25 protein-coding genes are annotated in these 25,398 nt (G+C 69.9%); 9 read left to right on the top strand and 16 right to left on the bottom strand.

Translation table 11 applies throughout. The annotated features are described in order from the left end of the window. Positions 1-64: 64 nt before the first annotated feature. The 16 genes from WS57_RS30250 to WS57_RS30325 form a co-directional block, all read right to left on the bottom strand. Positions 65-682, bottom strand: coding sequence for a DUF924 family protein (locus WS57_RS30250; protein WP_009691947.1), 618 nt, complete (start codon positions 680-682; stop codon positions 65-67). Beyond that, complete coding sequence (locus WS57_RS30255) at positions 679-1,407, bottom strand: alanyl-tRNA editing protein (RefSeq protein ID WP_069245241.1); 729 nt, start codon at positions 1,405-1,407, stop codon at positions 679-681. The genes WS57_RS30250 and WS57_RS30255 overlap by 4 nt, the downstream gene beginning before the upstream one ends. A 103-nt stretch (positions 1,408-1,510) precedes the next feature. Then, positions 1,511-1,921 (bottom strand): group II truncated hemoglobin, encoded by a 411-nt coding sequence (locus WS57_RS30260; protein ID WP_006398765.1) that lies wholly within the window; start codon positions 1,919-1,921, stop codon positions 1,511-1,513. 41 nt (positions 1,922-1,962) lie between these two features. After that, positions 1,963-4,464, bottom strand: coding sequence for an ABC transporter permease (locus WS57_RS30265; RefSeq protein ID WP_236871978.1), 2,502 nt, complete (start codon positions 4,462-4,464; stop codon positions 1,963-1,965). A 95-nt stretch (positions 4,465-4,559) separates the two neighbouring features. Beyond that, the gene (locus tag WS57_RS30270; RefSeq protein ID WP_009689440.1) at positions 4,560-5,177 is read right to left on the bottom strand and encodes a DUF4126 domain-containing protein; all 618 of its coding nucleotides are present in this window, start codon (positions 5,175-5,177) and stop codon (positions 4,560-4,562) included. Between the two features lie 217 nt (positions 5,178-5,394). Then, the gene (gene sugE / locus WS57_RS30275) at positions 5,395-5,715 is read right to left on the bottom strand and encodes a quaternary ammonium compound efflux SMR transporter SugE (protein WP_040127869.1); all 321 of its coding nucleotides are present in this window, start codon (positions 5,713-5,715) and stop codon (positions 5,395-5,397) included. A 153-nt stretch (positions 5,716-5,868) separates the two neighbouring features. After that, positions 5,869-6,156 carry a DUF333 domain-containing protein gene (locus tag WS57_RS30280; protein WP_009689438.1) on the bottom strand — a complete coding sequence of 96 codons (288 nt, stop codon included), beginning with the start codon at positions 6,154-6,156 and terminating at the stop codon, positions 5,869-5,871. A 146-nt stretch (positions 6,157-6,302) separates the two neighbouring features. Next, on the bottom strand, positions 6,303-7,001 hold the full coding sequence (gene kdpE / locus WS57_RS30285; protein WP_040127870.1) for a two-component system response regulator KdpE: 699 nt from the start codon (positions 6,999-7,001) through the stop codon (positions 6,303-6,305). Continuing rightward, on the bottom strand, positions 6,994-9,849 hold the full coding sequence (locus WS57_RS30290) for a DUF4118 domain-containing protein (protein ID WP_069245243.1): 2,856 nt from the start codon (positions 9,847-9,849) through the stop codon (positions 6,994-6,996). Before WS57_RS30290 ends, kdpE begins: the two co-directional genes overlap by 8 nt. 151 nt (positions 9,850-10,000) lie before the next feature. Further along, positions 10,001-10,582: a potassium-transporting ATPase subunit KdpC gene (gene kdpC, locus WS57_RS30295; RefSeq protein ID WP_059601336.1), complete on the bottom strand. Its 582-nt coding sequence runs from the start codon at positions 10,580-10,582 to the stop codon at positions 10,001-10,003. Between the two features lie 22 nt (positions 10,583-10,604). Beyond that, positions 10,605-12,689, bottom strand: coding sequence for a potassium-transporting ATPase subunit KdpB (kdpB, locus tag WS57_RS30300; RefSeq protein ID WP_059479128.1), 2,085 nt, complete (start codon positions 12,687-12,689; stop codon positions 10,605-10,607). A 37-nt stretch (positions 12,690-12,726) separates the two neighbouring features. After that, positions 12,727-14,532: a potassium-transporting ATPase subunit KdpA gene (gene kdpA / locus WS57_RS30305; RefSeq protein ID WP_069245244.1), complete on the bottom strand. Its 1,806-nt coding sequence runs from the start codon at positions 14,530-14,532 to the stop codon at positions 12,727-12,729. Continuing rightward, positions 14,529-14,621, bottom strand: a complete 93-nt coding sequence (gene kdpF / locus WS57_RS30310; RefSeq protein ID WP_009689253.1) for a K(+)-transporting ATPase subunit F — start codon at positions 14,619-14,621, stop codon at positions 14,529-14,531. The genes kdpA and kdpF overlap by 4 nt, the downstream gene beginning before the upstream one ends. A gap of 305 nt (positions 14,622-14,926) precedes the next feature. After that, positions 14,927-15,901, bottom strand: coding sequence for a quinone oxidoreductase family protein (locus tag WS57_RS30315; RefSeq protein ID WP_069245245.1), 975 nt, complete (start codon positions 15,899-15,901; stop codon positions 14,927-14,929). Between the two features lie 202 nt (positions 15,902-16,103). Further along, complete coding sequence (locus WS57_RS30320) at positions 16,104-16,490, bottom strand: methylglyoxal synthase (RefSeq protein ID WP_059519545.1); 387 nt, start codon at positions 16,488-16,490, stop codon at positions 16,104-16,106. A 49-nt stretch (positions 16,491-16,539) separates the two neighbouring features. Continuing rightward, positions 16,540-17,319 (bottom strand): SDR family oxidoreductase, encoded by a 780-nt coding sequence (locus WS57_RS30325; protein ID WP_009689257.1) that lies wholly within the window; start codon positions 17,317-17,319, stop codon positions 16,540-16,542. A 184-nt stretch (positions 17,320-17,503) separates the two neighbouring features. On the opposite strand from WS57_RS30325, the gene upp reads away from it, so the two are divergent. From upp to rng, 9 genes are all read left to right on the top strand, one after another. Further along, the gene (gene upp, locus WS57_RS30330; protein ID WP_009689258.1) at positions 17,504-18,154 is read left to right on the top strand and encodes a uracil phosphoribosyltransferase; all 651 of its coding nucleotides are present in this window, start codon (positions 17,504-17,506) and stop codon (positions 18,152-18,154) included. A gap of 219 nt (positions 18,155-18,373) precedes the next feature. Then, on the top strand, positions 18,374-19,102 hold the full coding sequence (locus WS57_RS30335) for a YebC/PmpR family DNA-binding transcriptional regulator (protein ID WP_009691791.1): 729 nt from the start codon (positions 18,374-18,376) through the stop codon (positions 19,100-19,102). Between the two features lie 104 nt (positions 19,103-19,206). Further along, positions 19,207-20,487, top strand: a complete 1,281-nt coding sequence (purD, locus tag WS57_RS30340; RefSeq protein ID WP_069245246.1) for a phosphoribosylamine--glycine ligase — start codon at positions 19,207-19,209, stop codon at positions 20,485-20,487. Positions 20,488-20,600: 113 nt separating this feature from the next. Beyond that, the gene (gene hemF / locus WS57_RS30345; RefSeq protein ID WP_009691793.1) at positions 20,601-21,524 is read left to right on the top strand and encodes an oxygen-dependent coproporphyrinogen oxidase; all 924 of its coding nucleotides are present in this window, start codon (positions 20,601-20,603) and stop codon (positions 21,522-21,524) included. 10 nt (positions 21,525-21,534) lie between these two features. Further along, a complete protein-coding gene (locus tag WS57_RS30350) occupies positions 21,535-22,266 on the top strand; it encodes a nicotinate-nucleotide adenylyltransferase (RefSeq protein ID WP_081055824.1) in 732 nt (243 codons plus the stop codon). Between the two features lie 4 nt (positions 22,267-22,270). Beyond that, positions 22,271-22,720, top strand: coding sequence for a ribosome silencing factor (rsfS, locus tag WS57_RS30355; RefSeq protein ID WP_060300811.1), 450 nt, complete (start codon positions 22,271-22,273; stop codon positions 22,718-22,720). Between the two features lie 18 nt (positions 22,721-22,738). Beyond that, positions 22,739-23,209 (top strand): 23S rRNA (pseudouridine(1915)-N(3))-methyltransferase RlmH, encoded by a 471-nt coding sequence (rlmH, locus tag WS57_RS30360; RefSeq protein WP_009691797.1) that lies wholly within the window; start codon positions 22,739-22,741, stop codon positions 23,207-23,209. Between the two features lie 51 nt (positions 23,210-23,260). Next, positions 23,261-23,896, top strand: a complete 636-nt coding sequence (locus tag WS57_RS30365) for a Maf family protein (protein ID WP_040127880.1) — start codon at positions 23,261-23,263, stop codon at positions 23,894-23,896. Positions 23,897-23,904: 8 nt separating this feature from the next. Beyond that, positions 23,905-25,374, top strand: coding sequence for a ribonuclease G (gene rng, locus WS57_RS30370; RefSeq protein ID WP_009691303.1), 1,470 nt, complete (start codon positions 23,905-23,907; stop codon positions 25,372-25,374). Positions 25,375-25,398 lie beyond the last annotated feature (24 nt).

Genomic DNA, 25,398 nt, shown 5'->3' on the forward strand with positions numbered 1-25,398 from the left:
GGCCCGATTTCCTTCCCGCTCGATGACGATGCCCGCGCGACATGCGCGGGCGCGCCCTCCCTCCTCAGAACGACGAACCGGGCTCGCGCAGAAACGCGGCCTCGTCGTCGGTCGACGCGCGGCCCAGGATCGCGTTCCGGTGCGGAAAGCGGCCGAAGCGTTCGATCACGGCCGCATGCCGCAGCGCGAAGTCGTGATAGCCCTCGCAACCGGCCTCGGCGCGAATCGCCGCGCACAGGCGCACCGCTTCACGCTGGCTTGCGGCCGACTCGTCGTGCTCGAACGGCAGGTACGCGAACGCGCGGTGATGCCCGCTCGGCAACTGCGCATCCCAGCCGGCGGCGACGATGCGCCGTGCGAGCGCGAGCGCCTTCGGATCGGCCGCGAACGCGCGCGGCGTGCCGCGATGGATGTTGCGCGAGAACTGGTCGAGCACGACGATCAGCGCGAGCGCGCCGAGCGGCGATTCGGCCCAATGGTCGCAGGCGCCGTCGCACGCGGCATCGAGCAGCGCGCCGTAACGTGCGCGCAACAACGCGTCGAACGCCGCGCCGCCGCTGAACCAGACCTTGCGGCTGTGCCCGAATTCGGCCGAGTCCGGCGCGCCGAACCAGAAATCCAGGATCTCGCGCGCTTGCGGATCGAGCGTCGCCGCGCCGTGCGCCGGTAATGCGTTCGTCATGCAAACTCCAGTACGAGGCGCCGCGTGCGCGCGCTCTTCTTTTCCAGTTTCGCGACCCGCAGCGCGCCGATCTCCGACGTATTGCGCACGTGCGTGCCGCCGCACGGCTGCAGGTCGACGCCTTCGATGCGCAGCAGCCGCACGCGGCCAAGCCCCATCGGCGGCTTCACGCTCATCGTGCGTACGAGTTCGGGCCGGGCGGCCATCTCGTCGTCGGTAATCCATTCGGTCGTGACCGGATGCGCGCCGCCGACCAGTTCGGCGAGACGCCGCTCGACCGCGTCGCGGTCGATCGCATCGGATGTCGCGAAATCGAGCCGCACGTAGTCGGCCGTCACGCTGCAGCCGTCGACCGGATACAGCAGCACCGCGCACATCAGGTGCGCGGCCGTATGCAGGCGCATGTGCCGGTAGCGGCGCGTCCAGTCGATCGTCGCGACCACGCGCGCGCCGGGCGCCAGCGTCGCCAGTGCCTCCTGCCCGGCCGCGGGCACGTGCACGGCGTCGTCGGGCGTCGCGCCGTCGAACTTCGCCTTGCGCGTGTCGGCGATCGCGATCGTGCTGCCGTCGGGCAGCGTCAGCGTGCCGCTGTCGCCGGCCTGGCCGCCGCCGAGCGGATAGAACACCGTGCGGTCGAGCCGCAGGCCGTCGTCGCCGACGGCCTCGACGATCGCGTCGCAGTGCGTGAGATACGCGTCTTCGCGAAACAGGGCTTGTGTCGTCATCGGGCAGAACTCGTATCGAAGGGAGAAACGGCCAGTGTCGCGCCGCGCGGCGCGCGCGCCCAGCGCAGCTCGCCCGCCGCGCGGGCGGCGGCGTACCGGTCGATCAACCGGGCCGGTTGCGCATCCAGTCGGCCGTATCGTAGAACGAATGCATCAGCCGCTCGCGCAGCGGCTCCGGCAGGCCGACATCCTCCATCGCCCACGCCATGCAGCGCAGCCACTGGTCGCGCTCGACCGATGCGATCGGGAACGGCAGGTGCCGCGCCCGCAGCCGCGGATGGCCGAACCGGCTGATGTAGTGATCGGGGCCGCCGAGCCAGCCGCACAGGAACCAGAACAGCTTGTCGCGGGAGCCGTCGAGCGACGCCGGATGCAGCGCGCGAATCTGCGCGAACTCCGGCTCGAGATCCATCAGGTCGTAGAAGCGGTCCACCATTTCGCGCACGCGGGCTTCGCCGCCCACGAGCTCGAACGCCGTCGGCTGCGACGGCGCATCGTCATTCACATCGGTCATACGGATATCGGAATCAGGGTGTTCGGGGCCGCCAGCGGCGCTCACGCGTCGCGCAGCGACTGCAGCGCGGGGCGCCGCAGCACATTATGCAGGCTCAGCCAGCCGGCCGCACCGGCGCATGCGATGCCGGCCGCGATGCCCGCCGGCACGAGCCACGGATCGACCGCGAGCCGGAAGTCGAACACGCGCGACGCGAGCACCCAGCCGACCGCGATCGCGCCCGCCGACGCGAGCGCGCCGGCCAGCGCGCCGACCACCACGAACTCCGCGCGCTGCACCGCGTTGACCTGCGCGCGCGACGCGCCGAGCGCGCGCAGCAGCGCGGCCTCGCGCACGCGCTCGTCGCGCGAGCCGGCCAGCGCCGTATACAGCACCAGTACGCCGGCTGCGAGCGTGAACGCAAACAGGAACTGCACCGCGCCGACCACCTGCAGCATCATCCGCTCCAGCTGCGCGAGGATCGGCGCGACGTCGATCGCGGTCAGGTTCGGATAGCGCGCGATCAGCGGGTCGAGCAGCGCGGCGTCCGACGCCGGCAGATGGAAGCTCGTCAGATAGACGGCCGGAAAATCCTTCAGCACGGCGGGCGGCATCAGCACGAAGAAGTTCACGCGGAACGTGCCCCAATCGAGCTTGCGCACGCTCGTGACCGGCGCATCGACGGTCAGCCCGGTCACGTCGAAGCGCAGCCTGTCGCCGGGCTTCACGTTCAGCGTCTTCGCGAGGCCGGCCTCGATCGAGATCTGCGGCGTCGATGCGGTGCCGAACCAGTCGCCTGCGACGACCCGGTTGTCCGGCGGCAGCTCGGTCGTATACGACAGGTTGAACTCGCGATCGACGAGCCGGCGCGCCTCGTCGGACGGATATGCGTCGGGGTTGACCGGCTTGCCGTTGATCGCGACGAGGCGGCCGCGCACCATCGGCGCCGGCACCGCATCGCGTACGCCGTGCGCGGCCAGGTAGGCCGCGACGTCGTCGCGCTGGTCGGGCTGGATGTCGATCAGGAACTGGTTCGGCGCATCGGGCGGCGTCGACTCGCGCCAGCCGGCCACCAGGTCGTTGCGCGTGATCGCGATCAGCAGCAGGCACATCAGGCCGAGCGCGAGCGCGGTGATCTGCAGCGCGCTCGCGGTGCCGCGCCGGTGCAGCGACGCGAGCGCGTAGCGCCAGCCGACGCCGGCGGCGACCCGCGCGTTGCGCACCGCGCGCGCGGCCGCGAACAGCACGAGCCGCGCGATCAGCGCGAAGCCGACCAGCGCGCCCGCGAACCCGCCCGAAACGATCAGGCCGAGCTTCAGGTTGCCGGCAGCGACGATCAGCAGCCCCGCGAACAGCAAGACACCGAGCGCATAGGCCGCCCACGCGGTGCGCGATGCGTCGCCCCACTCGCGCCGCAGCACGCGCACCGGCGGCACGCGCGTGAGCGGCGCGAGCGGCGGCAGCGCGAAGCCGAGCAGCAGCACGAGCGCCGCGCCGACGCCGATCAGCGCCGGCCAAGGCGTCGGCGGCGGCAGCACCACGTCGATCAGCCCGCCGAGCGCCGACAGCAGCGCCCAGTGGCCGCCGTAGCCGAGCGCGGCGCCGGCGATGCCGGACACGATGCCGATCCCGGTGAATTCGAGCGCGAACAGCGCGCCGAGCGTGCGGCGGCTCACGCCGAGGCAGCGCATCGTCGCGCAGCCGTCGAGATGGCGCCGCATATAGCGCTGCGCGGCCATCGCGATCGCGACCGCGGCGAGCAGCGCCGTCAGCAGCGCGACGAGCGTCAGGAAGTGACGGGCGCGATCGAGCGTCTGCCGCACCTGCGGCTGCCCTTCCTGCAGCGACTCGAGGCCGACGCCGCGCAGCTTGCCGCCGTCGACGCGCGCATGCGCATAGGCCTCGAAGCGCGCGACGGCCGGTGCGTCGCCGGCGACCAGCAACCGGTAGGTGACGCGGCTGCCGTAGCCCGTGAGCCCGGTCGCCGCCAGCTCGTCGGCGCGCATCATCAGCCGCGGCGAGAAATTGACGAACGAGAAGCCGCGGTCGAGTTCGCGGGAGATCGATGCGGCCACCGTAAACGTGCGCAGCCCGACGCGCACGGTATCGCCAGCCTTCAGGTGCAGCGCGTCGAGCAGCGCGGGATCGGCCCACACGGTGCCCGGCGCGGGAATCGCGGTCGCCTTGTGTGCGATGGCGGCGCCGGCCGGCTGGATCTCGACCGCGCCGCGCAGCGGATAGCCGGGCGACACGGCCTTCACGGCCGCGAGGCGCGCGGGCGCGCTGCCGGCTTGCTCGTCGACGGTCGACGCGATCATGCTCGGGAAGATCGCGGTCGTCGCGGTGCGCAGGCCGAGCGCGCGCGCCTCGCGGTCGAACGAGGGATCGACGGGATGATCGGCGCGCACGACGAAATCGGCGCCGAGCATCTGGCGTGCGTCGCGTTCGAGCCCCTGGCGCAGCCGGTCGGCGAGAAAGCCGACGCTGGTCAGCGCGGCGACCGCGAGCACCAGCGCCAGCACGAGCAGCGTCAGTTCACCCGCGCGCCAGTCGCGCGCGGTCATCCGCGCGGCCTGCCGGATCAGGTCGCGCCAGCCGAAGCGGCCGGCGTGCGCGGGCGGTTGACGGTCGGGACGCCCGACGACGGTCGGCTGCCGGTTCAATCGCGCTTGCCTCCGATCGCGTTGATGCGCGAGACCATGTGGTTCGCCATCCCGCGAAAACCGCCCGACACGCCGCGCCACAGGCGCGGCAGCGCCCACGCCGACGCGGCGATGAATGCGACGAGCAGCACCAGGAACACGAGCGGCACGAAAAAGGCGAGCGCGAGCCCGCCGAATACGAGGCCGTCCTCGGTGGACGACGCGACCCAGTTGGAGACCGGTTCCGGAGACAGGTTGATCAGCGCGCGGGTGCCGGCCTTCGCGACATGCGCGGCGCCGGCGAGCGAGCCGCCGGCGAGCCCCGCGACCGCGAGCACGGTCGGATCGGCGTGGCCGAGCGCGCCGGCCGCGAGCACCGCGCCGGCCGGGATGCGGATGAACGTATGGACGGCATCCCACAGCGAGTCGAAGGCGGGAATCTTGTCGGCGAGGAATTCGGTGACGGCCAGCACGGCCGCGGCGCCGATGACCCACGGCGACGTGAGGACAGCCAGCGTATCGGGCAGATGGAGCCAGCCGAAGCGCGCGAGCACGCCGGCGATCAGCACCGTCAGGTACAGACGCAGGCCGCTCGCCCATGCGAGCCCCGCGCCGAGCGAAATGGCTTCGATCATGGCCCTCTCCTTGCACGTACCGTGCGCTTTGCCGATCGACCGGACCGAATCGGCGTGGGCCGGTCGCGCGGCGCATGGCGACCGGTGCCGTGTGCCGCCTCGCCCGCGTCCCGCGGTGCAACGGCATTCAGACCCGAATACGTTCCATTATAGACAGGGTGACGGGCCGGCCGGCGCAATTCCGCCGCGCTCGGATCCGGGGCGCGGCACGCGGGCCTTACGCGGCCGACGACAGTTTCAGGCCGATCAGCCCCATCACGATCAGCACGGCGCTCGCGACGCGCGCGACGGTCAGCGCCTCGCCCATCATCACGATGCCGAACACGAACGCGCCGACTGCGCCGATGCCGGTCCATACCGCATAGGCGGTGCCGAGCGGCAGCTGGCGCATCGCGACCGCAAGCAGCCCGAAGCTGGCCAGCGCCGTCACGATCGTGAATACCGACGGCCCGAGCCGCGTGAAACCCTGCGACGATTTCATGCCGGCCGCCCAGGCCACTTCCAGCAAACCGGCAATAAACAACCATACCCACGCCATCTCGACGTACTCCGTATCGGATGGGGCCGTCCCCGTTGAAACGAATGACCCGGGGTCGTCCCCGGGCGGCGCGAGTATAACAAGTTGCTTACGAATGCGCCGCGCGGGCGGCCGGCGGATCCGGCACGCCGCACGCGGTCGCGCCGGACAGCATCAGTTGGACACGCGCTTCGGCGCGACACCGCCGACGCAGCGGTCGTCGCGGTACAGCGCCCACTCCTCGCACACGCGGCCGTCCTTGAACACGCACATCCCGACCTGCCCGCGCGGCAGGCTGCGGATCACGTGCCGGCCGCCGAGCTTCTCGCAGTTGACCGACGCGGGATTGGGCAGCGCCGGCCGGGACGTCTGGGCCGGCTGCTGCCCCGGCGGCAGCGGTTGCGCGAGCGCGCCGGACACGGCAAGCGCCAGTGCGCAGGAGACAGCGAAACGGACGAGCATGGCACCTTCCTCGTTTATTGTTCCGGAACGGTCAGCATAACGGGGAATGCGCGGCGGGTGTGCGGATCCGCGCGCGTCGATGCGCGCCCGACACGGCGCCGCGGCAGTCCCGCAAAATCCGCGCCGTGCCGCCGCACCGCCGCACGTCATGCAGCGCCGACGAGCCGGTAGCCGACGCCCGTCTCGGTGACGATATGCTCCGGCTGCGCAGGATCGCGCTCGAGCTTCTGGCGCAAGTGGGCCATGTAGATGCGCAGGTAGTGATGGCTTTCGACATGCGACGGCCCCCACACGTCGCGCAGCAGCTGGCGGTGCGTCAGCACGCGCCCGGCGTGGCGCACGAGCGTCGCGAGCAGCCGGTATTCGAGCGGCGTCAGGTGCACGATCTCGCCGTCGCGCCAGACCTGGCGCAACGCGAGGTCGACGCTGACGGTGCCGAAGCTCACCTTCGGCGATTCGTTCGCGCCGCCCTGGTTGCGCCGGCGCAGCTGCGCCCGGATCCGCGCGCGCAGCTCGGATACGCCGAACGGCTTGGTCAGGTAGTCGTCCGCGCCGGCATCGAGCGCGGCGACCTTCTCCTCTTCCTGCGTGCGCGCGGACAGCACGATCACCGGCACCTCGGACCAGCCGCGCAGTTCGCGGATCACGTCGAGCCCGTCGGTGTCGGGCAGGCCGAGATCGACGATCACGAGATCGGGCTTGCGCGTCGCCGCGTCGATCAGCCCCTGCTTGCCCGTCTCGGCCTCGAACACGGCGATGTCCTCCTCTTCGAGCGCGGCGCGCACGAAACGGCGGATCTGCTTTTCGTCCTCGATCAGGACGACGGTCAGGCTCGGTTCACTCATGGTCTGGCGATGATTCGGATGAGGATGGCGCGGGCAGCGCGTCGGGTTCGTCGTCGGGCGCGGCGGGCGTGTCCGGCGGCGTGTCGACCGGCAGCGTGAACCAGAAGCGCGCGCCGCTCACGCGGCCGTCGGGCGCGGTGCGGTTGAGCGCGCCGATTCTACCGCCGTGCGCCTCGACGATCGCGCGGCAGATCGCGAGGCCGAGCCCGATGCCGGGCGTCGCCGATTCCTTCTCGCCGCGCGTGAACTTGTCGAAGATCCGCGTTTCCATGCCGGGCGGCAGGCCGGGGCCGTAGTCGTCGACATGCACGCGCACGAACGGTCGTCCTTCGGGCTCGCCGTCGTCGGTCACGCGCTCCGCGCCGATCTCGATCGGTGTGTCGGGCGGCGTGTACTTCGCCGCGTTCTCGAACAGGTTGGTGAACAGGCGCTCCATCAGCACCGCGTCCATCTGCAGCAGCGGCAGGTCGGGCGGCAGCGCGACGCGCGCCGGATGGCGCGCGAGCACGCGCTTGCAGGCGGCGAGCGCCGCGCCGACGGTTTCCTCGAGCAGCGACCACTGGCGCTTGAGCTGCAGGCTGCCGGCCTGCAGCCGCGCCATGTCGAGCAGGTTCGTGACGATGCCGGTCATGCGCAGCGCCTCGTCGTGGATCGCGTCGACGAGCTCGCCCTCGCGCTGCGCGAGGCGCCCGGCTGCGGCCGCGTCGCCGCCCGCTGCGGCCGCGCGACCGTTCGCGAGCATCGACGAGAAGCCGACGATCGTCGTGAGCGGCGTGCGCAGGTCGTGCGAGATCGCCGACAGCAGCGAGTTGCGCAGCCGCTCGGATTCCATGCTGACGAGCGCGTCGCGCGCGATCTCGACGTAGTGCACGCGTTCGAGCGCGAGCGCGATCTGCGCGGCGAACGCATCGAGCATCCGCTGCTGCTCGGGCACTTCGAGCTCGCGCGGCTCTTTCGACGCGACCGCGAGCACGCCGCGCGTGCGCATCGGCGCCTTCAGCGGCAGGTACAGCGCGGCCGTCGCGGGCAGCGTGTCGGTGCCGCGGCCGGCCGGCTTCTGCTGGTCGTACACCCACTGGCCGACGTCGCTGTCGAGCTCGGCGCCGGTCAACGTGACGGCCGCGTCGGGATCCTCGATCTTCTGCTGCACCTGGTCCGCGCTGTCGGGCAGCAGGATCGCGACGCGCGCGCGGAACACCTCGCCCACGTGGCGGCTGCCGATCTCGACGATCTGCTCGGTCGTCAGCGCCGCGCCCAGCTCGCGCGCCATCGCGTAGATCGCGCCGGTGCGGCGTTCGCGGCGCTGCGCAATGTCGGCCGCGCGGGTCAGGCTCGACGTCAGGTGGCTGATCACGAGCGACGTCAGCAGCATCCCGAAGAAGGTCAGCAGGTACTGCGTGTCGCTGACCGACAGCGACATGCGCGGCGGCACGAAGAAGAAATCGAACGCCGCCACCGACAGGAACGACTGCAGCACGCCCGGGCCGCGTCCGAGCCGCACGGCCGAGAACACGACGCCGAGCAGGTACAGCATCACGAGATTGGTCAGGTCGAGCCGCTCGGCCACGAAGCTCGCGACCACCGTGATCGCCGCGCAGATCGCGGCCGCGTACGCGTAGTGGCGCGGCGGCGAACGATGTCCGCCGAGCCGCGCGAACGCGTCGCGCCAGTCGCGCGCGCGCGCATCGAGCGGCGCCGCGCGCACCTCGTCGCTCGCCGACGCGCGGATCAGCATCAGGTCGACGTCGCCGGCGCGCTCGGCGAGCTTGTCGCCGAACGGGCGTGCGAACCAGCGCGCGAGGCCGGTCTTCTGCGAGCCGCCCGCGACGAGCTTCGACACGTTGCGGACCTTCGCATAGCCGATCAGCGCGGCGACCGCATCGCCGCCGGCGAGCGTGGCCGTCTCCGCGCCGAGTTCGGCCGCGAGCTTCAGCGCGTCGAGCGTGCGCTGCCGCTGCGCATCGGGCAGCCGCTGCAGGCGCGGCGTCTCGACATAGACGGCGATCCAGTCGGCCTTCAGGCTCGCCGCCAGCCGCGCGGCCGCGCGCACCAGCGTCGGCGCCTCGGGGCCCGGCCCGACGCAGACCAGCAGGCGCTCGCGCGCCTGCCAGATGCGCTGGATCGAGCGATCCGCGCGGTATTCGCGCATCTGCGCGTCGACGCGATCGGCGGTGCGTCGCAGCGCGAGTTCGCGCAGCGCGATCAGGTTGCCCTTGCGGAAGAAGTTGCGCACCGCGCGCTCGGCCTGCTGCGCGAGATAGACCTTGCCGTCGCGCATCCGCGCGAGCAGTTCCTCGGCCGGCAGGTCGACCAGCGTGACCTCGTCGGCCGCGTCGAACACGCGGTCGGGCACGGTCTCCCAGACGCGGATGCCGGTGATCGCGCCGACCACGTCGTTCAGGCTTTCGAGATGCTGGACGTTGACGGTCGTATAGACGTCGATGCCCGCGTCGAGCAGCTCGTACACGTCCTGCCAGCGCTTCAGGTGCCGCGCGCCCTGCACGTTCGAATGCGCGAGCTCGTCGACGAGGATCAGCTGCGGCGCGCGCGCAAGCGCGGCGTCGAGATCGAATTCGGCGAGCGTGCGGCCGCGATAGTCGATGCGCGCGAGCGGCAGCACGTCGAGGCCGTCGAGCAGCGCGGCGGTTTCGCCGCGGCCGTGCGTCTCGACGATGCCGACCACGACGTCGACGCCGTCCTGCCGGCGCTGGCGCGCGGCCTGCAGCATCGCATAGGTCTTGCCGACGCCGGCCGATGCGCCGAAGAAGATCTTGAGCTGGCCGCGCCGCTGCTTTTCCTCGTCGCGTTGCAGCTTGTCGAGCAGTTGGTCGGGATCGGGGCGGTTCATGCTGGCGGAAGGCGGAGCGCCCGGGGGCGCGCAAGTGAGAGCATTGTCGATCCAAATCGCCACAAAAGGCAAAGACGGCGCGCGCGCCGTCGAAAAACCCGCGCCCGGCGCGGCGCGGGCCGCACCGGACGGCGTGTGCCGCGCCGCGCGCTCAGTGCGCGGCCTGCGCCGCGTCGAGTGCGAGGTTCAGCTTCAGCACGTTCACGCGCGGTTCGCCGAGCACGCCGAACTGGCGCCCCGTCGTGTTCGCGGCGACGAGCCGCGCGACCGCGTCGGGCGCCAGCTTGCGCGCCTTCGCGACGCGCTCGACCTGGTAGGCGGCGGCGGCCGGCGTGATCTCCGGATCGAGGCCGCTGGCCGACGCCGTCACGAGGTCGACCGGCACCGGCTGCGACAGGTCGGTGCCCGCGTCCCGCAGCGCGGCGAGGCGCGCCTTCACCTGCTCGGCGAGCGACGGGTTCAGCGGGCCGAGGTTCGAGCCGCCGGAGCCGGTCGCGTTGTACGGCATCGGCGAGGTGGCCGACAGGCGCCCCCAGAAGTACTTCGGCGCGTCGAACTGCTGGCCGATCAGCGCGGAGCCGACGACCTGGCCGTTGCGCTCGATCAGGCTGCCGTTCGCCTGCGACGGGAACACGGCCTGGCCGAACGCGGTCAGCACCGCCGGATACGCGAGCCCCGTGACGGCGGTCAGTACGGCGAAGATCACGACGAGCGGACGAATCAACGATTTCATGATGGTTCCTTCGAGTGGCGCATCAGGCCCAGCCGAGCGCGGCGAGCGTCATGTCGATCAGCTTGATGAACGGGAACGGCAGCAGCACGCCGCCGAGGCCGTACACCAGCAGGTTGCGGCGCAGCAGCGACGCGGCGCCGAGCGGCCGGTAGGTGACGCCCTTCAGCGCGAGCGGAATCAGCGCGACGATGATCAGCGCGTTGAAGATCACGGCCGACAGGATCGCCGACGCCGGCGAGCTCAGATGCATGATGTCGAGCACCTTCAGCTGCGGATAGGTGGTCACGAACGCGGCCGGGATGATCGCGAAATACTTCGCGATGTCGTTCGCGATCGAGAACGTCGTCAGCGAGCCGCGCGTCATCAGCATCTGCTTGCCGATCTCGACGATCTCGATCAGCTTGGTCGGATTCGAGTCGAGGTCGACCATGTTGCCGGCTTCCTTCGCGGCCTGCGTGCCGGTGTTCATCGCGACCGCGACGTCGGCCTGCGCGAGCGCCGGCGCGTCGTTGGTGCCGTCGCCCGTCATCGCGACGAGGCGCCCGGCCGCCTGATGCTCGCGGATCGTCGCGAGCTTGGTTTCCGGCGTCGCTTCCGCGAGGAAGTCGTCGACGCCCGCCTCCGCCGCGATCGCCGCGGCCGTCAGCCGGTTGTCGCCCGTCACCATCACGGTCTTGATGCCCATCTTGCGCAGTTCCGCGAAGCGCTCCTTGATGCCGCCCTTCACGATGTCCTTCAGCTCGATCACGCCGAGCACGCGCGCCGCGCCCTGCTGCAGGTCGGCCACGACGAGCGGCGTGCTGCCGCGGCGCGCGACGTCGTCGACCGCGCGCCGCACTTCGTCGGGAAAGCGGCTGCCGTGCGTCTCGACATAGCGCTTGATCGCGTCGGCCGCGCCCTTGCGGATCTCGCGGCCGGGCAGGTCGACGCCGCTCATGCGCGTCTGCGCGGAGAAGCCGAGGAAGGTCGCATGCAGCTGCGCCATGTCGCGCTGGCGGATGTTGAAGCGCTCCTTCGCGAGCACGACGATGCTGCGGCCTTCCGGCGTCTCGTCGGCGAGCGACGACAGCTGCGCGGCATCGGCGAGCGCCTCCTCCGTCACGCCGGGCGCCGGCACGAACAGCGACGCCTGGCGATTGCCGAGCGTGATCGTGCCGGTCTTGTCGAGCAGCAGCACGTCGACGTCGCCCGCTGCCTCGACCGCGCGGCCCGACGTCGCGATCACGTTCGCCTGCATCATCCGGCTCATCCCGGCCACGCCGATCGCAGACAGCAGGCCGCCGATCGTCGTCGGAATCAGGCACACGAGCAGCGCGACCAGCGCGGTGATCGTCACCACGTGGCCGGCCTTCATCGCGTCGACCGAGAACATCGAGAACGGCAGCAGCGTCGCCGTCGCGAGCAGCATCACGATCGTCAGCGCGACGAGCAGGATCGTCAGCGCGACTTCGTTCGGCGTCTTCTTGCGCTTCGCGCCCTCGACCATCGCGATCATCCGGTCGAGGAACGCCTCGCCGGGATTCGCGGTGACCTGCACGACGATCCAGTCGGACAGCACGCGCGTGCCGCCCGTCACCGACGAGAAGTCGCCGCCCGACTCGCGGATCACCGGCGCGGATTCGCCGGTGATCGCCGATTCGTCGACCGACGCGACGCCGTCGACGACCTCGCCGTCGGCCGGAATCACGTCGCCGGCCTCGACCAGCACGACGTCGCCGCGGCGCAGGTCGGACGCGGTCGTGATGCGGATCGGCGACTTCGGATGCGGCTCGTTGAGCTTCTTCGCCATCACGTCCTTCTTCGCGCTGCGCAGCGACGCGGCCTGCGCCTTCGAGCGCCCTTCGGCGAGCGCCTCCGCGAAGTTCGCGAACAGCACCGTGAACCACAGCCACAGCGCGATTGCGAGGATGAAGCCGGCCGGCGCCTCGGCCTGCCCCGTGAGCGCGGCGATCCACAGCACCGTCGTCAAAATGCTGCCGACGTACACGCAGAACATCACCGGATTGCGGAACTGCGTGCGCGGCGTGAGTTTCTTGAACGACTCCACGATCGCCGGGCGCACGAGCGCCGGGTCGAACATGGAGCGGGTAGCGGAATGTTGAGTCATTGCGATCTCTTCGATGCCTTGTCGTTTCGGCCGCGCGTCATGCGCCCAGCCACATCATCAGATGCTCGACGCCCGGGCCGAGCGCGAGCGCCGGCACGTAGGTCAGCGCGCCGACCAGCAGCACCGTGCCGAGCAGCAGCACGACGAACAGCGGGCCGTGCGTCGGCAGCGTGCCGCTCGTCACCGCGATGCGCTTCTTCGCCGCGAGCGAGCCGGCGATCGCCAGCACCGGCACGATCGTGCCGAAGCGGCCGAACCACATCGCGATCGCGGTCATCCAGTTGTAGAACGGCGTGCCGACCGTCAGGCCCGCAAACGCGCTGCCGTTGTTGTTCGCGGCCGAGCTGAACGCGTAGAGGATTTCCGAGAAGCCGTGCGGGCCCGGGTTCGCGATGCCGGCCCTGCCTGCGTCGGCGAGCACGGCGATCGACGTGCCGAGCAGCACCAGCAGCGGCGTGAGCAACACGACGATCGACACCATCTTCATCTCGTACGACTCGATCTTCTTGCCGACGTATTCGGGCGTGCGGCCGATCATCAGCCCCGCGACGAACACCGCGAGCAGCGCGAACACGAGCATCCCGTAGAGTCCCGAGCCGACCCCGCCGTACACCACCTCGCCGAGCTGCATCAGCAGCATCGGCACGAGGCCGCCGAGCGGCGTCAGCGAATCGTGCATCGTGTCGACCGCGCCGCACGACGCGGCCGTGGTCGCGACCGTGAAGATGCCGGTCTGCGCGATGCCGAAGCGCGTTTCCTTGCCTTCCATGTTGCCGCCCGGCTGCAGCGCGCTCGTCGACTGGTCGACGTGCAGTGCAGCGAGCGTCGGATTGCCGGCCTGCTCGGCGCTCAGCTCGACGCCGATCGCGACCGCGAACGCGACCGTCATCGCCGCGAGCACCGCGATGCCCTGGCGGCGGTCGCCGATCATGCGGCCGAACACGAGACACAGCGCGGCCGGGATGATCAGGATCGAGAAGATCTGCAGGAAGTTCGCGAACGGCGTCGGGTTCTCGTACGGATGCGCGGAGTTCGCGTTGAAGAAGCCGCCGCCGTTGGTGCCGAGCATCTTGATCGCTTCCTGCGACGCGACCGGGCCCATCGCGAGCGTCTGCTTCGTGAGCGGCGTGGGCACCGTCACCGCATTGCCCTTGTCGTCCTTGAGCGGGTTGCCCTGCGCGTCGAGCTTCGGTGCCGCATAGGTGCTCGCCTGCAGCACCGGCACGTCCTGGTACGCCTTCAGGTTCTGGATCACGCCCTGGCTCATCAGCAGCGCGGCAACGATCGCCGCCATCGGCACCAGCACGTAGAGCGTCACGCGCGTCAGGTCGACCCAGAAGTTGCCGATCGTCTGCGCGGTGTGGCGCGCGAAGCCGCGGATCAGCGCGATCACGACGACGATGCCGGTCGCCGCCGACAGGAAGTTCTGCACGGTCAGGCCGAGCATCTGCGTCAAGTAGCTGACCGTCTGCTCGGGCGTGTAGTCCTGCCAGTTCGTGTTGGTGACGAAGCTGACGGCCGTGTTGAACGCGCCGTCGACCGTCATCGCGCCGAACTGCTGCGGGTTGCCCGGCAGCAGGCCCTGCACGCGCAGCAGCGCATAGAGGAACAGCGCGCCGAGCGCGTTGAACGCGATCGTCGCGATCGCATACTGCTTCCAGTTCATCTCGGTGCCGGCATCGACGCCGGCGATGCGGTACAGCACGCGTTCGAGCGGCCCGAACACGCGCACGACGCGCGAGCTGCCGTCCATCACGGCCGACAGGTAGCGCGCAACCGGCACGGCCGCGGCCAGCAGCATGACGATGAACAGCAGCGCCTGAAACAGGTTGTTCGCGTTCATTCGATGTCCTCCGCGCGCAGCAGCGCATAGACGAGATACGCGAACAACAGGGCGGTCGAAGTGCCCGCCAGCCATAGCATCCAGGTCATGCTCGCCCCCCGCGGCCGTATTGCGCGAGCTTGTCGCAACCGGCGATCAAACCGAGGATCAGCGCGGTGAAGAGCACCAGTGCGCCGATGAAAACCCCATCCATTTTTGTGTTCTCCGTCGTCGAAATCGGACGACTAGAACCTTATGGGAACGCGCGTAAAGGGCGGGTCAAAGGTGATCGGGCGGGTATAAAAAGCGTGTAAACGGACGGCGGCAGGCGGGTGCGCGTCGGACGGCGCGGCTGCGCCGTCCGGGAGGCGAAAGGAAGGCTGGCGCCGGCGGCATGCCGGCGCGCCGCGTCGGATCAGGGAACGAGGAGCGTCGATCCGGTCGTCTTGCGCGACTCGAGATCGGCGTGCGCGCGGCCGACTTCCGCGAGCGGATAGCGCTGGTTGATGCTGGTCTTCACCTTGCCCGACTGGATCACGTCGAACAGCTCGGTGGCGGCCGCTTCGAGATCGGCACGCTTCGCGATGTACGAGAACAGCGTCGGCCGCGTGAAGAACAGCGAGCCGCGCGACGAGAATTCCTTCGAGTCGATCGGCGGCAGCGGGCCCGACGCGTTGCCGAAGCTGACGAAATAGCCGAGCGGCGCAAGGCTGTCGAGCGAGCCGATGTAGGTGTCCTTGCCGATCGAATCGTAGACGACCGGCACGCCGGCGCCGTTCGTGAGGTCCTTCACGCGCTGCGTGAAGTTCTCGCGCGTATAGACGACCGGATGATCGCAGCCGTGCGCCTTCGCGAGCTCGGCCTTCTCGTCGGAACCGACCGTACCGATCACGGTCGCGCCGAGCGCCTTCGCCCACTGGCACACCAGCAGGCCGACGCCGCCGGCCGCCGCATGGATCACGATCGTGTCGCCGGCCTTCACCGGGTACGTGCGGCGCAGCAGGTAATGCGCGGTCAGGCCCTGCAGCATCACCGACGCCGCGTCGTCGTAGCCGATGCCGTCAGGCAGCTTCACGACGCGCTCGGCCGACAGCACGCGTTCCTGCGCATATGCGCCCGGCGGCTGCGCGACATACGCGACGCGGTCGCCGACCTTCAGCGCGCTCACGCCATCGCCGACGGCCGTGACCTCGCCGGCCGCCTCCATCCCGAGACCGCCGGGCAGCGGCTGCGGATAGAGGCCGGTGCGGAAATACACGTCGATGTAGTTGAGCCCGACCGCATGCTGGCGGATCCGGACTTCGCCCGCGTTCGGCGCGCCGACCTCGACATCGACCCATTTCATGACATCTGGGCCGCCCGGCTGGTCGTATCGGATTGCTTTCGGCATCGTTTCGCTCCTCGTTCTCAATCGGTCAGGTCATATTCGGATCGCCGACGCACCGGCCGGCAAGCCGCCGGATCCGAAGTCCGACGGGCCGGCGCGCCGCGACGCTCGATTCTCGCGCGTCGCGGCGCGCCATGCATGGCCCTGACGGCAACAGGGGCAATCGACGGGGCAAGCGTGCGGCGTGCCTGCGTTCGTCGAGGCCCTAGTCCCGCATCTTCCGCGCCAGGTCGTCGAGCAGCATCCGCGCGGTCGCGACGTTGGTCGCCACCGGCACGTTGTGCACGTCGCATGCGCGCACCAGCGCGGTGATGTCGGGATCATGCGGCTGCGCGGTCATCGGGTCGCGCAGGAACACGACGATGTCGACGCGGCCTTCGGCCAGTTCCGCACCGATCTGCAGGTCGCCGCCGAGCGGCCCCGACAGCTTGCGCTCGACCTCGAGCCCGTGCGCGGCCGCGATGCGCCCGCCCGTCGTGCCCGTGCCGACCAGCCGGCATTGCGCGAGCGTGTCGCGATATTCACCCGCGAGCGCGACGATCTCGTCCTTCTTCGCGTCGTGCGCAATCAGTGCGATACGAGTGTTGCTCATCTCCAGATCCTTCGTGGTTCGGTTGTTATGGTCGGGGTGGCGCGGCGCGTCAGAACGTGCCCGGATACGCGCCGCCGTCGAGCAGCCAGTTCTGCCCGGTGATATAGCCCGCGTGCGCGCTGCACAGGAACGCGCAGGCCGCGCCGAACTCGTCGCGCCGGCCCAGCCGCCCGGCCGGAATCTCCTTCGCGCGCCGCGCGCGCATCTCGTCGACCGTCACGCCCTGCGCTTTCGCCGACGCGGACAGCGTGGTCGCGATGCGGTCGGTGTCGAACAGCCCCGGCAGCAGGTTGTTGATCGTCACGCCATGCGGCGCGACCTTGCGCGCCAGCCCGGCGACGAAGCCGGTCAGCCCGGAGCGCGCGCCGTTCGACAGCGCGAGCACGTCGATCGGCGCCTTGACCGCCGAGCTCGTGATGTTGACGATCCGGCCGAAGCGGCGCGCGATCATGCCGTCGACGGTCGCGCGGATCAGCTCGATCGGCGTCAGCATGTTCGCCTCGAGCGCGCGGATCCAGTCGTCGTGCGAGAAGTCGCGGAAGTCGCCCGGCGGCGGGCCGCCCGCATTCGTCACGAGAATGTCGGGCTGCGGGCACGCCGCGAGCGCGGCCGCACGGCCGTCGGGCGTCGTGATGTCGCAGGCGACCGCGGCGATCGACACGTTCGACGCCGCGCGGATCTCCTCCGCGGTTTCCTCGAGCGTGTCGCGCGTGCGCGCGACGATCACGAGGTTCACGCCTTCGGCGGCCAGCGCTTCCGCGCAGCCGCGCCCGAGCCCCTTGCTCGCCGCGCACACGAGCGCGGTCTTTCCTTCGATGCCGAGATCCATCGTCGATTCCTCTGTGGCGACGCGCGTCGGGCGAACGGTCGTACGCGACGCGCGGTGGGTAATGAGACGTCGATATTATCCGGATCGTGCGGCGCGCCTTGGTAAAATTGCGGCCATCAGCGCGCCGCGGGCCTTGCGCCCGCCGCCGCCCCCGATCCTCTTTTGCCGCCAAGGCGCCCCCGTCATGAAACAGGACAGCCGCTTCCCGAATCTCTTCATCACCGATCACCCGCTGATCCAGCACAAGCTCACGCACATGCGCGACAAGGACACGTCGACCCGCACGTTCCGCGAGCTGCTGCGCGAAATCACGCTGCTGATGGGCTACGAGATCACCCGCAACCTGCCGATCACGACCAAGCGGGTCGAAACCCCGCTGGTCGCGATCGACGCGCCCGTGATCGCGGGCAAGAAACTGGCGATCGTGCCGGTGCTGCGCGCGGGCATCGGGATGTCGGACGGCCTGCTCGACCTGGTGCCGTCGGCCCGCGTCGGCCATATCGGCGTGTACCGCGCGGAGGATCATCGCCCGGTCGAATACCTGGTGCGCCTGCCCGACCTCGAGGACCGGATCTTCATCCTGTGCGACCCGATGGTCGCGACCGGCTACTCGGCCGTGCATGCGGTCGACGTGCTCAAGCGCCGCAACGTGCCGGCCGCGAACATCATGTTCGTCGCGCTGGTCGCCGCGCCCGAGGGCGTGCAGGTGTTCCAGGACGCGCACCCGGACGTGAAGCTGTTCGTCGCATCGCTCGATTCGCACCTGAACGAGCATGCATACATCGTGCCGGGCCTCGGCGACGCGGGCGACCGCCTGTTCGGCACCAAGAACTGACGCCGGCCGCGCCGGCAGCCGCGCCGCGCACGGTGCGGCGCCCCGCCCCGGCCGTTCGGCCCATGCGCGGCGGCCCCGAAGCGGCGGTCGCCGCGTGATAAAATCACGATCCACTCGACACGCGCGGCCCCGCGGCATCACGCCCGCCACAACGGCCGCCGATTCAACGACACATTGGCACAATCGCCCGCGCGAGCGCGCCCGGGCACGGAGAAAGGTATGGCTGGTCACTCGAAATGGGCCAACATCAAGCATAAGAAGGCAGCGGCCGACGCGAAGCGCGGCAAGGTCTGGACCCGCCTGATCAAGGAAATCCAGGTCGCGGCCCGTCTCGGCGGCGGCGACGTCAACTCGAACCCGCGCCTGCGTCTGGCGGTCGACAAGGCGGCCGACGCGAACATGCCGAAGGACAACGTCAAGCGCGCGATCGATCGCGGCGTCGGCGGCGCGGACGGCGCGAACTACGAGGAAATCCGCTACGAAGGCTACGGCATCGGCGGCGCGGCGATCATCGTCGACACGCTGACCGACAACCGCACGCGCACCGTCGCGGAAGTCCGCCACGCGTTCTCGAAGTTCGGCGGCAACATGGGCACCGACGGCTCGGTCGCGTTCATGTTCGATCACGTCGGCCAGTTCCTGTTCGCGCCCGGCACGTCGGAAGACGCGCTGATGGAAGCGGCGCTCGAAGCCGGCGCGGACGACGTCAGCACGAACGACGACGGCTCGATCGAAGTGCTGTGCGACTGGCAAGCCTTCTCGGCAGTGAAGGACGCGCTCGAAGCGGCCGGCTTCAAGGCCGAGCTCGCCGAAGTGACGATGAAGCCGCAGAACGAAGTCGAATTCACCGGCGACGACGCGGTAAAGATGCAGAAGCTCCTGGACGCGATCGAAAACCTCGACGACGTGCAGGAGGTGTATACGAACGCCGTCATCGTCGAGGAATGAGATGCCGGCCGCCGCTCGCTCGCGATGGCGGCGGCCCGACCGATTCCGCGGCCGGCGCGCCTGAGCGTGCCGGCCGCCCTGTTTTCTAGTCTGCGGGGAATCCCATGAAACTACTCGTCGTCGGTTCCGGCGGCCGCGAACATGCGCTGGCGTGGAAGCTCGCGCAAGCGCCGCGCGTCCAGATGGTCTACGTCGCGCCCGGCAATGGCGGCACGGCGCAGGACGAGCGTCTGAAGAACGTCGATATCACGTCGCTCGACGAACTCGCCGATTTCGCGGAACGCGAAAGCGTCGCGTTCACGCTGGTCGGGCCGGAAGCGCCGCTTGCGGCCGGCATCGTCAACCTGTTCCGCGCGCGCGGCCTGAAGATCTTCGGGCCGACCCGCGAAGCCGCGCAGCTCGAAAGCTCGAAGGATTTCGCGAAGGCGTTCATGAAGCGCCACGGCATCCCGACCGCCGACTACGAAACCTTCTCCGACACGGCCGCCGCGCACGCGTACATCGACGCGAAGGGCGCGCCGATCGTCGTGAAGGCCGACGGCCTCGCGGCCGGCAAGGGCGTGGTCGTCGCGATGACGCTGGAAGAAGCGCACGCGGCCGTCGACATGATGCTGTCGGACAACAAGCTCGGCGATGCCGGCGCACGCGTCGTGATCGAGGAATTCCTCGACGGCGAGGAAGCCAGCTTCATCGTGATGGTCGACGGCAAGCACGCGCTCGCGCTCGCCTCGAGCCAGGACCACAAGCGCCTGCTCGACGAGGATCGCGGCCCGAACACCGGCGGCATGGGCGCGTATTCGCCCGCGCCGATCGTCACGCCGCAGATGCACGCGCGCGTGATGCGCGAGATCATCATGCCGACCGTGCGCGGGATGGAGAAGGACGGCATCCGCTTCACCGGCTTCCTGTATGCGGGCCTGATGATCGACAAGGACGGCAATCCGCGCACGCTGGAATTCAACTGCCGGATGGGCGACCCGGAGACGCAGCCGATCATGGCGCGCCTGAAGAGCGATTTCTCGAAGGTCGTCGAGCAGGCGATCGCGGGCACGCTCGACACGGTCGAGCTCGACTGGGACCGCCGCACCGCGCTCGGCGTCGTGCTGGCCGCGCACGGCTACCCGGACGCGCCGCGCAAGGGCGACCGCATCAACGGGATCCCGGCCGAAACCGAGCAGGCCGTGACGTTCCATGCGGGCACCACGCTCGCCGACGGCGACAAGCTCGTCACGTCGGGCGGCCGCGTGCTGTGCGTGGTCGGCCTCGCCGATTCGGTGCGCGAAGCGCAGCAGCATGCGTACGACGCGATCAACCAGATCAATTTCGAAGGCATGCAGTATCGCCGCGACATCGGCTACCGCGCGCTCAATCGCAAGAGCGCGTGACGCTGGCCGCGGGTGCGCCGCGACGCGGCGCGCCCTGTCCTCTGCCGGGGTTCGATAGAATGCCCGGCAGAAGCCTTTTTTACGGCCCCCGCAGGCGGGGGCGCCCAGTCCACATGACCGATTCGACCTACGACGTGGCGCGCGTGCGCACGTATCTCCAGGACCTGCAGACGCGCATCGCCGATGCGCTCGGCGCACTCGACGGCACGCCGCTCGCGACCGATGCCTGGCAGCGCGGTCCCGCCGAGCGGCTGCGCGGCGGCGGCTGCACGCGGATCCTCGAAGGCGGCCGCGTGTTCGAGCGCGCGGGAATCGGCTTTTCCGACGTCGCGGGCGATGCGCTGCCGCCGTCGGCGAGCGCGGCGCGCCCGCAGCTCGCGGGCCGCGGCTTCGAGGCGCTCGGCGTGTCGCTGGTGCTGCACCCGCGCAACCCGTACTGCCCGACCGTGCACATGAACGTGCGGATGCTGATCGCGACGAAGCCCGGCGAAGCGCCGGTCTTCTGGTTCGGCGGCGGCATGGACCTGACCCCGGTGTACGGCTTCGAGGACGACGCCCGGCATTTCCACCAGACCTGCAAGGACGCGCTCGATCCGTTCGGCGCCGAACTGTACCCGCGCTTCAAGAAGTGGTGCGACGAGTATTTCTTCCTGAAGCACCGCAACGAGATGCGCGGCATCGGCGGGATCTTCTTCGACGATTTCTCCGAGCCCGGATTCGAACGGTCGTTTGACATGATGCGCAGCGTCGGCGACGCGTTCCTGTCGGCCTACCTGCCGATCGTCGAGCGCCGCGTCGACCTGCCGTACGGCGAGCGCGAGCGCGAGTTCCAGGCCTATCGCCGCGGCCGCTACGTCGAATTCAACCTGGTATTCGACCGCGGCACGCTGTTCGGCCTGCAAAGCGGCGGCCGCACCGAGTCGATCCTGATGTCGATGCCGCCGGTCGCGAACTGGCGCTACAACTGGCAGCCCGAGCCGGGTTCGCCGGAAGCGCGCCTGTACAGCGACTTCATCGTGCCGCGCGACTGGGTCTGAGCCCGCCGCGCTGCCCCGCCCCAACAAAAGGACGCGTTTTCTGGACACCACCGCCCGCCCCGCCCCGCTGCCGCGCCGTATCGGCCTGCTGGGCGGCACGTTCGACCCGATCCACGACGGCCATCTCGCGCTCGCGCGCCGTTTCGCCGAGGTGCTCGACCTGACCGAAGTCGTGCTGCTGCCCGCCGGGCAGCCGTACCAGAAACGGGACGTGTCGGCCGCCGAGCATCGGCTCGCGATGACGCGCGCGGCCGCCGCGTCGCTTTCGCTGCCGGGCGCGAGCGTCAGCGTCGCGACCGACGAGATCGAGCACGAAGGCCCGACCTACACGGTCGACACGCTCGCGCGCTGGCGCGAGCGGATCGGCCCCGACGCGTCGCTGTCGCTGCTGATCGGCGCCGACCAGCTCGTGCGCCTCGACACGTGGCGCGACTGGCGCAGGCTGTTCGACTACGCGCACATCTGCGCGGCGACGCGCCCGGGCTTCGACCTCGGCGCGGCGTCGCCGGCCGTCGCGCAGGAAATCGCCGCGCGGCAGGCCGGCGCCGACCAGCTGAAGGCCACGCCGGCCGGCCGGCTGCTGATCGACACGACGCTCGCGTTCGACATCGCCGCGACCGACATCCGCGCGCACCTGCGCGAATGCCTCGCGCGTCGCGCCCGGATGCCCGACGCGTCGGCCGAGCATGTGCCGGCCGCCGTCTGGGCCTATATTCTTCAACATCGTCTCTACCATTCCTGATTCCATGGATATCCGCAAACTGCAGCGCGTGATCGTCGACGCCCTCGAAGACGTCAAGGCGCAAGACATCAAGGTGTTCAACACCAGCCACCTGACCGAACTGTTCGACCGCGTGGTCGTCGCATCGGGCACCTCCAACCGCCAGACCAAGGCGCTCGCGTCGAGCGTGCGCGAGAAGGTCAAGGAAGCCGGCGGCGACGTCGTCAGCTCCGAAGGCGAAGATACCGGCGAATGGGTGCTGGTCGACTGCGGCGACGCGGTCGTGCACATCCTCCAGCCGGCGCTGCGCCAGTACTACAACCTCGAGGAAATCTGGGGCGACAAGCCGGTGCGGATGAAGCTCGGCGGCGGCAAGGGCCCGAACGGCGCGGCCGGGGCGAGCGACGACGAAGACGACGAGGAAGAAGCCGCACCGGCCCGCCCGGCGCGCAAGACGGCCGCCCGCCGCCGTTAAGCTGCCCGAATCGTCCCGATGAAGCTTTACATCCTCGCGGTCGGCCACAAGATGCCCGGCTGGATCGCGTCCGGCTTCGACGAATACACGAAGCGGATGCCGCCCGAGCTGCGCATCGAGCTGCGCGAGATCAAGCCCGAACTGCGTTCGGGCGGCCGCAGCGCCGAAAGCGTGATGGCGGCCGAGCGGCAGAAGATCGAGGCCGCGCTGCCGAAGGGCGCGCGCATCGTCGCGCTCGACGAGCGCGGCCGCGACTGGACCACGATGCAGCTCGCACAGGCGCTGCCGGGCTGGCAGCAGGACGGTCGCGACGTCGCGTTCGTGATCGGCGGCGCCGACGGGCTCGATCCCGAACTGAAAGGCCGCGCCGACCTGCTGCTGCGCATCTCCAGCATGACGCTGCCGCACGGCATGGTGCGCGTGCTGCTCGCCGAACAGCTTTACCGCGCGTGGAGCATCACGCAGAATCACCCCTACCACCGCGCCTGACGCGTCGTCCTCGCGACGCGCGCCGCGCGCGCTCAACGAGATAACGACACCATGCCGTCCAGCCCCTCCTCCTCCGAACGCTTCCCGACCCTTTATCTCGCTTCGCAAAGCCCGCGCCGCCAGGAACTGCTGCAGCAGATCGGCGTGCGCTTCGAACTGCTGCTGCCGCGCGCCGACGAGGACGCCGAGGCGCTGGAGGCCGAACTGCCCGGCGAGTCCGCCGACACGTACGTGCAGCGCGTGACCGTCGCGAAGGCCGAAGCCGCGCGTGCGCGGCTCGTCGCGAGCGGCAGGCCGGCCGCGCCGGTGCTGGTCGCGGACACCACCGTGACGATCGACGGCGCGATCCTCGGCAAGCCGGCCGACGCGGCCGACGCGCTCGCGATGCTGACGCGCCTCGCCGGCCGCGCACATGAAGTGCTGACCGCGGTCGCGGTGGTCGGCGCCGACGGCGCGCTGCTGCCGCCCGCGCTGTCGCGCTCGTCGGTGCGCTTCGCGGCCGCGCCGCGCGACGCGTTCGCGCGCTACGTCGAGACCGGCGAGCCGTTCGGCAAGGCGGGCGCGTATGCGATCCAGGGTCGCGCGGCCGAGTTCGTCGAGCGAATCGACGGTTCCCATTCAGGTATCATGGGTCTGCCCCTTTTTGAGACCGCCGCGCTGCTGCGCGCCGCCCGCGTCGCTTTCTGAACCGCACCATGAACGAAGAAATCCTGATCAACCTCACGCCGCAGGAAACGCGGGTCGCACTCGTCCAGCAAGGCGCGGTGCAGGAACTTCACGTCGAGCGCACGCTGTCGCGCGGACGGGTCGGCAACATCTATCTCGGCAAGGTCGTGCGCGTGCTGCCCGGCATGCAGTCGGCGTTCATCGACATCGGCCTCGAACGCGCGGCCTTCCTGCACGTCGCCGACATCTGGCAGCCGCGCATCGCGGGCGAGCCGCCGTCGGCCGCCGCCCACCAGCCGATCGAGAAGACCGTGTTCGAGGGCCAGACGCTGATGGTCCAGGTGATCAAGGATCCGATCGGCACGAAGGGCGCACGGCTGTCGACGCAGGTCAGCATCGCGGGCCGCACGCTCGTCTACCTGCCGCAGGAGCCGCATATCGGCATCTCGCAGAAGATCGAGAGCGAAGCCGAGCGCGAAGCCGTGCGCGCGCGCCTGACGGCCGTGATCCCGCCGGACGAGAAAGGCGGCTATATCGTGCGCACGATCGCCGAGGATGCGACCTCGGACGAGCTGGCCGGCGACGTCGCGTACCTGCGCAAGACCTGGGCGACGATCGTCGCGCAGGCGCAGCGGCTGCCGGCGACGAGCCTGCTGTACCAGGATCTCGACCTCGCGCAGCGCGTGCTGCGCGACTTCGCGAACGACGACACGACGCGCATCCAGGTCGATTCGCGCGAAACCTACCAGCGCCTCGCCGATTTCGCGGCCGAATTCACGCCGGCCGTGAGCCCGAAGCTGCACCACTACACCGGCGAGCGGCCGCTGTTCGACCTGTACAACATCGAGACGGAGATCCAGCGCGCGCTGTCGCGCCGCGTCGACCTGAAGTCGGGCGGCTACCTGATGATCGACCAGACCGAGGCGATGACGACGATCGACGTGAACACCGGCGGCTACGTCGGCGCGCGCAACTTCGACGACACGATCTTCAAGACCAACCTCGAGGCCGCGCATACGATCGCGCGGCAGCTGCGGCTGCGCAATCTCGGCGGGATCATCATCATCGACTTCATCGACATGGAGAACGCCGAGCATCGCGACGCGGTGCTGTCCGAGCTGAAGAAGGCGCTGTCGCGCGACCGCACGCGCGTGACCGTCAACGGCTTCTCGCAGCTGGGGCTCGTCGAGATGACGCGCAAGCGCACGCGCGAATCGCTCGCGCACGTGCTGTGCGAGCCCTGCCCGACCTGCCAGGGCAAGGGCCAGGTGAAGACGTCGCGCACCGTGTGCTACGACATCCTGCGCGAGATCCTGCGCGAGTCGCGCCAGTTCAATCCGCGCGAATTCCGCGTGATCGCCGCGCAGCAGGTGATCGACCTGTTTCTCGACGAGGAGTCGCAGCATCTCGCGATGCTGATCGACTTCATCGGCAAGCCGGTGTCGCTGCAGGTGGAGTCGAATTTGAGTCAGGAGCAGTACGACATCGTCTTGATGTAAATCCGCGCTGAATGCCGGCGCGTG

The organism is Burkholderia pseudomultivorans (genome assembly GCF_001718415.1).
In the GTDB taxonomy this organism is placed as follows: Bacteria; Pseudomonadota; Gammaproteobacteria; order Burkholderiales; family Burkholderiaceae; genus Burkholderia; species Burkholderia pseudomultivorans_A.

What these genes read in the sequence shown, in the direction of transcription:
- WS57_RS30365 (WP_040127880.1), top strand. Translation starts at nt 23,261, where the DNA reads ATGCCGTCCAGCCCCTCCTCCTCCGAACGCTTCCCGACCCTTTATCTC.
- kdpE (WP_040127870.1), bottom strand. Translation starts at nt 7,001, where the DNA reads ATGAGTGAACCGAGCCTGACCGTCGTCCTGATCGAGGACGAAAAGCAG.
- WS57_RS30315 (WP_069245245.1), bottom strand. Translation starts at nt 15,901, where the DNA reads ATGCCGAAAGCAATCCGATACGACCAGCCGGGCGGCCCAGATGTCATG.
- WS57_RS30250 (WP_009691947.1), bottom strand. Translation starts at nt 682, where the DNA reads ATGACGAACGCATTACCGGCGCACGGCGCGGCGACGCTCGATCCGCAA.
- WS57_RS30325 (WP_009689257.1), bottom strand. Translation starts at nt 17,319, where the DNA reads ATGGATCTCGGCATCGAAGGAAAGACCGCGCTCGTGTGCGCGGCGAGC.
- WS57_RS30260 (WP_006398765.1), bottom strand. Translation starts at nt 1,921, where the DNA reads ATGACCGATGTGAATGACGATGCGCCGTCGCAGCCGACGGCGTTCGAG.
- WS57_RS30255 (WP_069245241.1), bottom strand. Translation starts at nt 1,407, where the DNA reads ATGACGACACAAGCCCTGTTTCGCGAAGACGCGTATCTCACGCACTGC.
- WS57_RS30320 (WP_059519545.1), bottom strand. Translation starts at nt 16,490, where the DNA reads ATGAGCAACACTCGTATCGCACTGATTGCGCACGACGCGAAGAAGGAC.
- kdpB (WP_059479128.1), bottom strand. Translation starts at nt 12,689, where the DNA reads ATGACTCAACATTCCGCTACCCGCTCCATGTTCGACCCGGCGCTCGTG.
- hemF (WP_009691793.1), top strand. Translation starts at nt 20,601, where the DNA reads ATGACCGATTCGACCTACGACGTGGCGCGCGTGCGCACGTATCTCCAG.
- kdpC (WP_059601336.1), bottom strand. Translation starts at nt 10,582, where the DNA reads ATGAAATCGTTGATTCGTCCGCTCGTCGTGATCTTCGCCGTACTGACC.
- WS57_RS30290 (WP_069245243.1), bottom strand. Translation starts at nt 9,849, where the DNA reads ATGAACCGCCCCGATCCCGACCAACTGCTCGACAAGCTGCAACGCGAC.
- kdpA (WP_069245244.1), bottom strand. Translation starts at nt 14,532, where the DNA reads ATGAACGCGAACAACCTGTTTCAGGCGCTGCTGTTCATCGTCATGCTG.
- sugE (WP_040127869.1), bottom strand. Translation starts at nt 5,715, where the DNA reads ATGGCGTGGGTATGGTTGTTTATTGCCGGTTTGCTGGAAGTGGCCTGG.
- upp (WP_009689258.1), top strand. Translation starts at nt 17,504, where the DNA reads ATGAAACAGGACAGCCGCTTCCCGAATCTCTTCATCACCGATCACCCG.
- WS57_RS30265 (WP_236871978.1), bottom strand. Translation starts at nt 4,464, where the DNA reads ATGACCGCGCGCGACTGGCGCGCGGGTGAACTGACGCTGCTCGTGCTG.
- purD (WP_069245246.1), top strand. Translation starts at nt 19,207, where the DNA reads ATGAAACTACTCGTCGTCGGTTCCGGCGGCCGCGAACATGCGCTGGCG.
- rsfS (WP_060300811.1), top strand. Translation starts at nt 22,271, where the DNA reads ATGGATATCCGCAAACTGCAGCGCGTGATCGTCGACGCCCTCGAAGAC.
- rlmH (WP_009691797.1), top strand. Translation starts at nt 22,739, where the DNA reads ATGAAGCTTTACATCCTCGCGGTCGGCCACAAGATGCCCGGCTGGATC.
- WS57_RS30280 (WP_009689438.1), bottom strand. Translation starts at nt 6,156, where the DNA reads ATGCTCGTCCGTTTCGCTGTCTCCTGCGCACTGGCGCTTGCCGTGTCC.
- kdpF (WP_009689253.1), bottom strand. Translation starts at nt 14,621, where the DNA reads ATGACCTGGATGCTATGGCTGGCGGGCACTTCGACCGCCCTGTTGTTC.
- WS57_RS30335 (WP_009691791.1), top strand. Translation starts at nt 18,374, where the DNA reads ATGGCTGGTCACTCGAAATGGGCCAACATCAAGCATAAGAAGGCAGCG.
- rng (WP_009691303.1), top strand. Translation starts at nt 23,905, where the DNA reads ATGAACGAAGAAATCCTGATCAACCTCACGCCGCAGGAAACGCGGGTC.
- WS57_RS30270 (WP_009689440.1), bottom strand. Translation starts at nt 5,177, where the DNA reads ATGATCGAAGCCATTTCGCTCGGCGCGGGGCTCGCATGGGCGAGCGGC.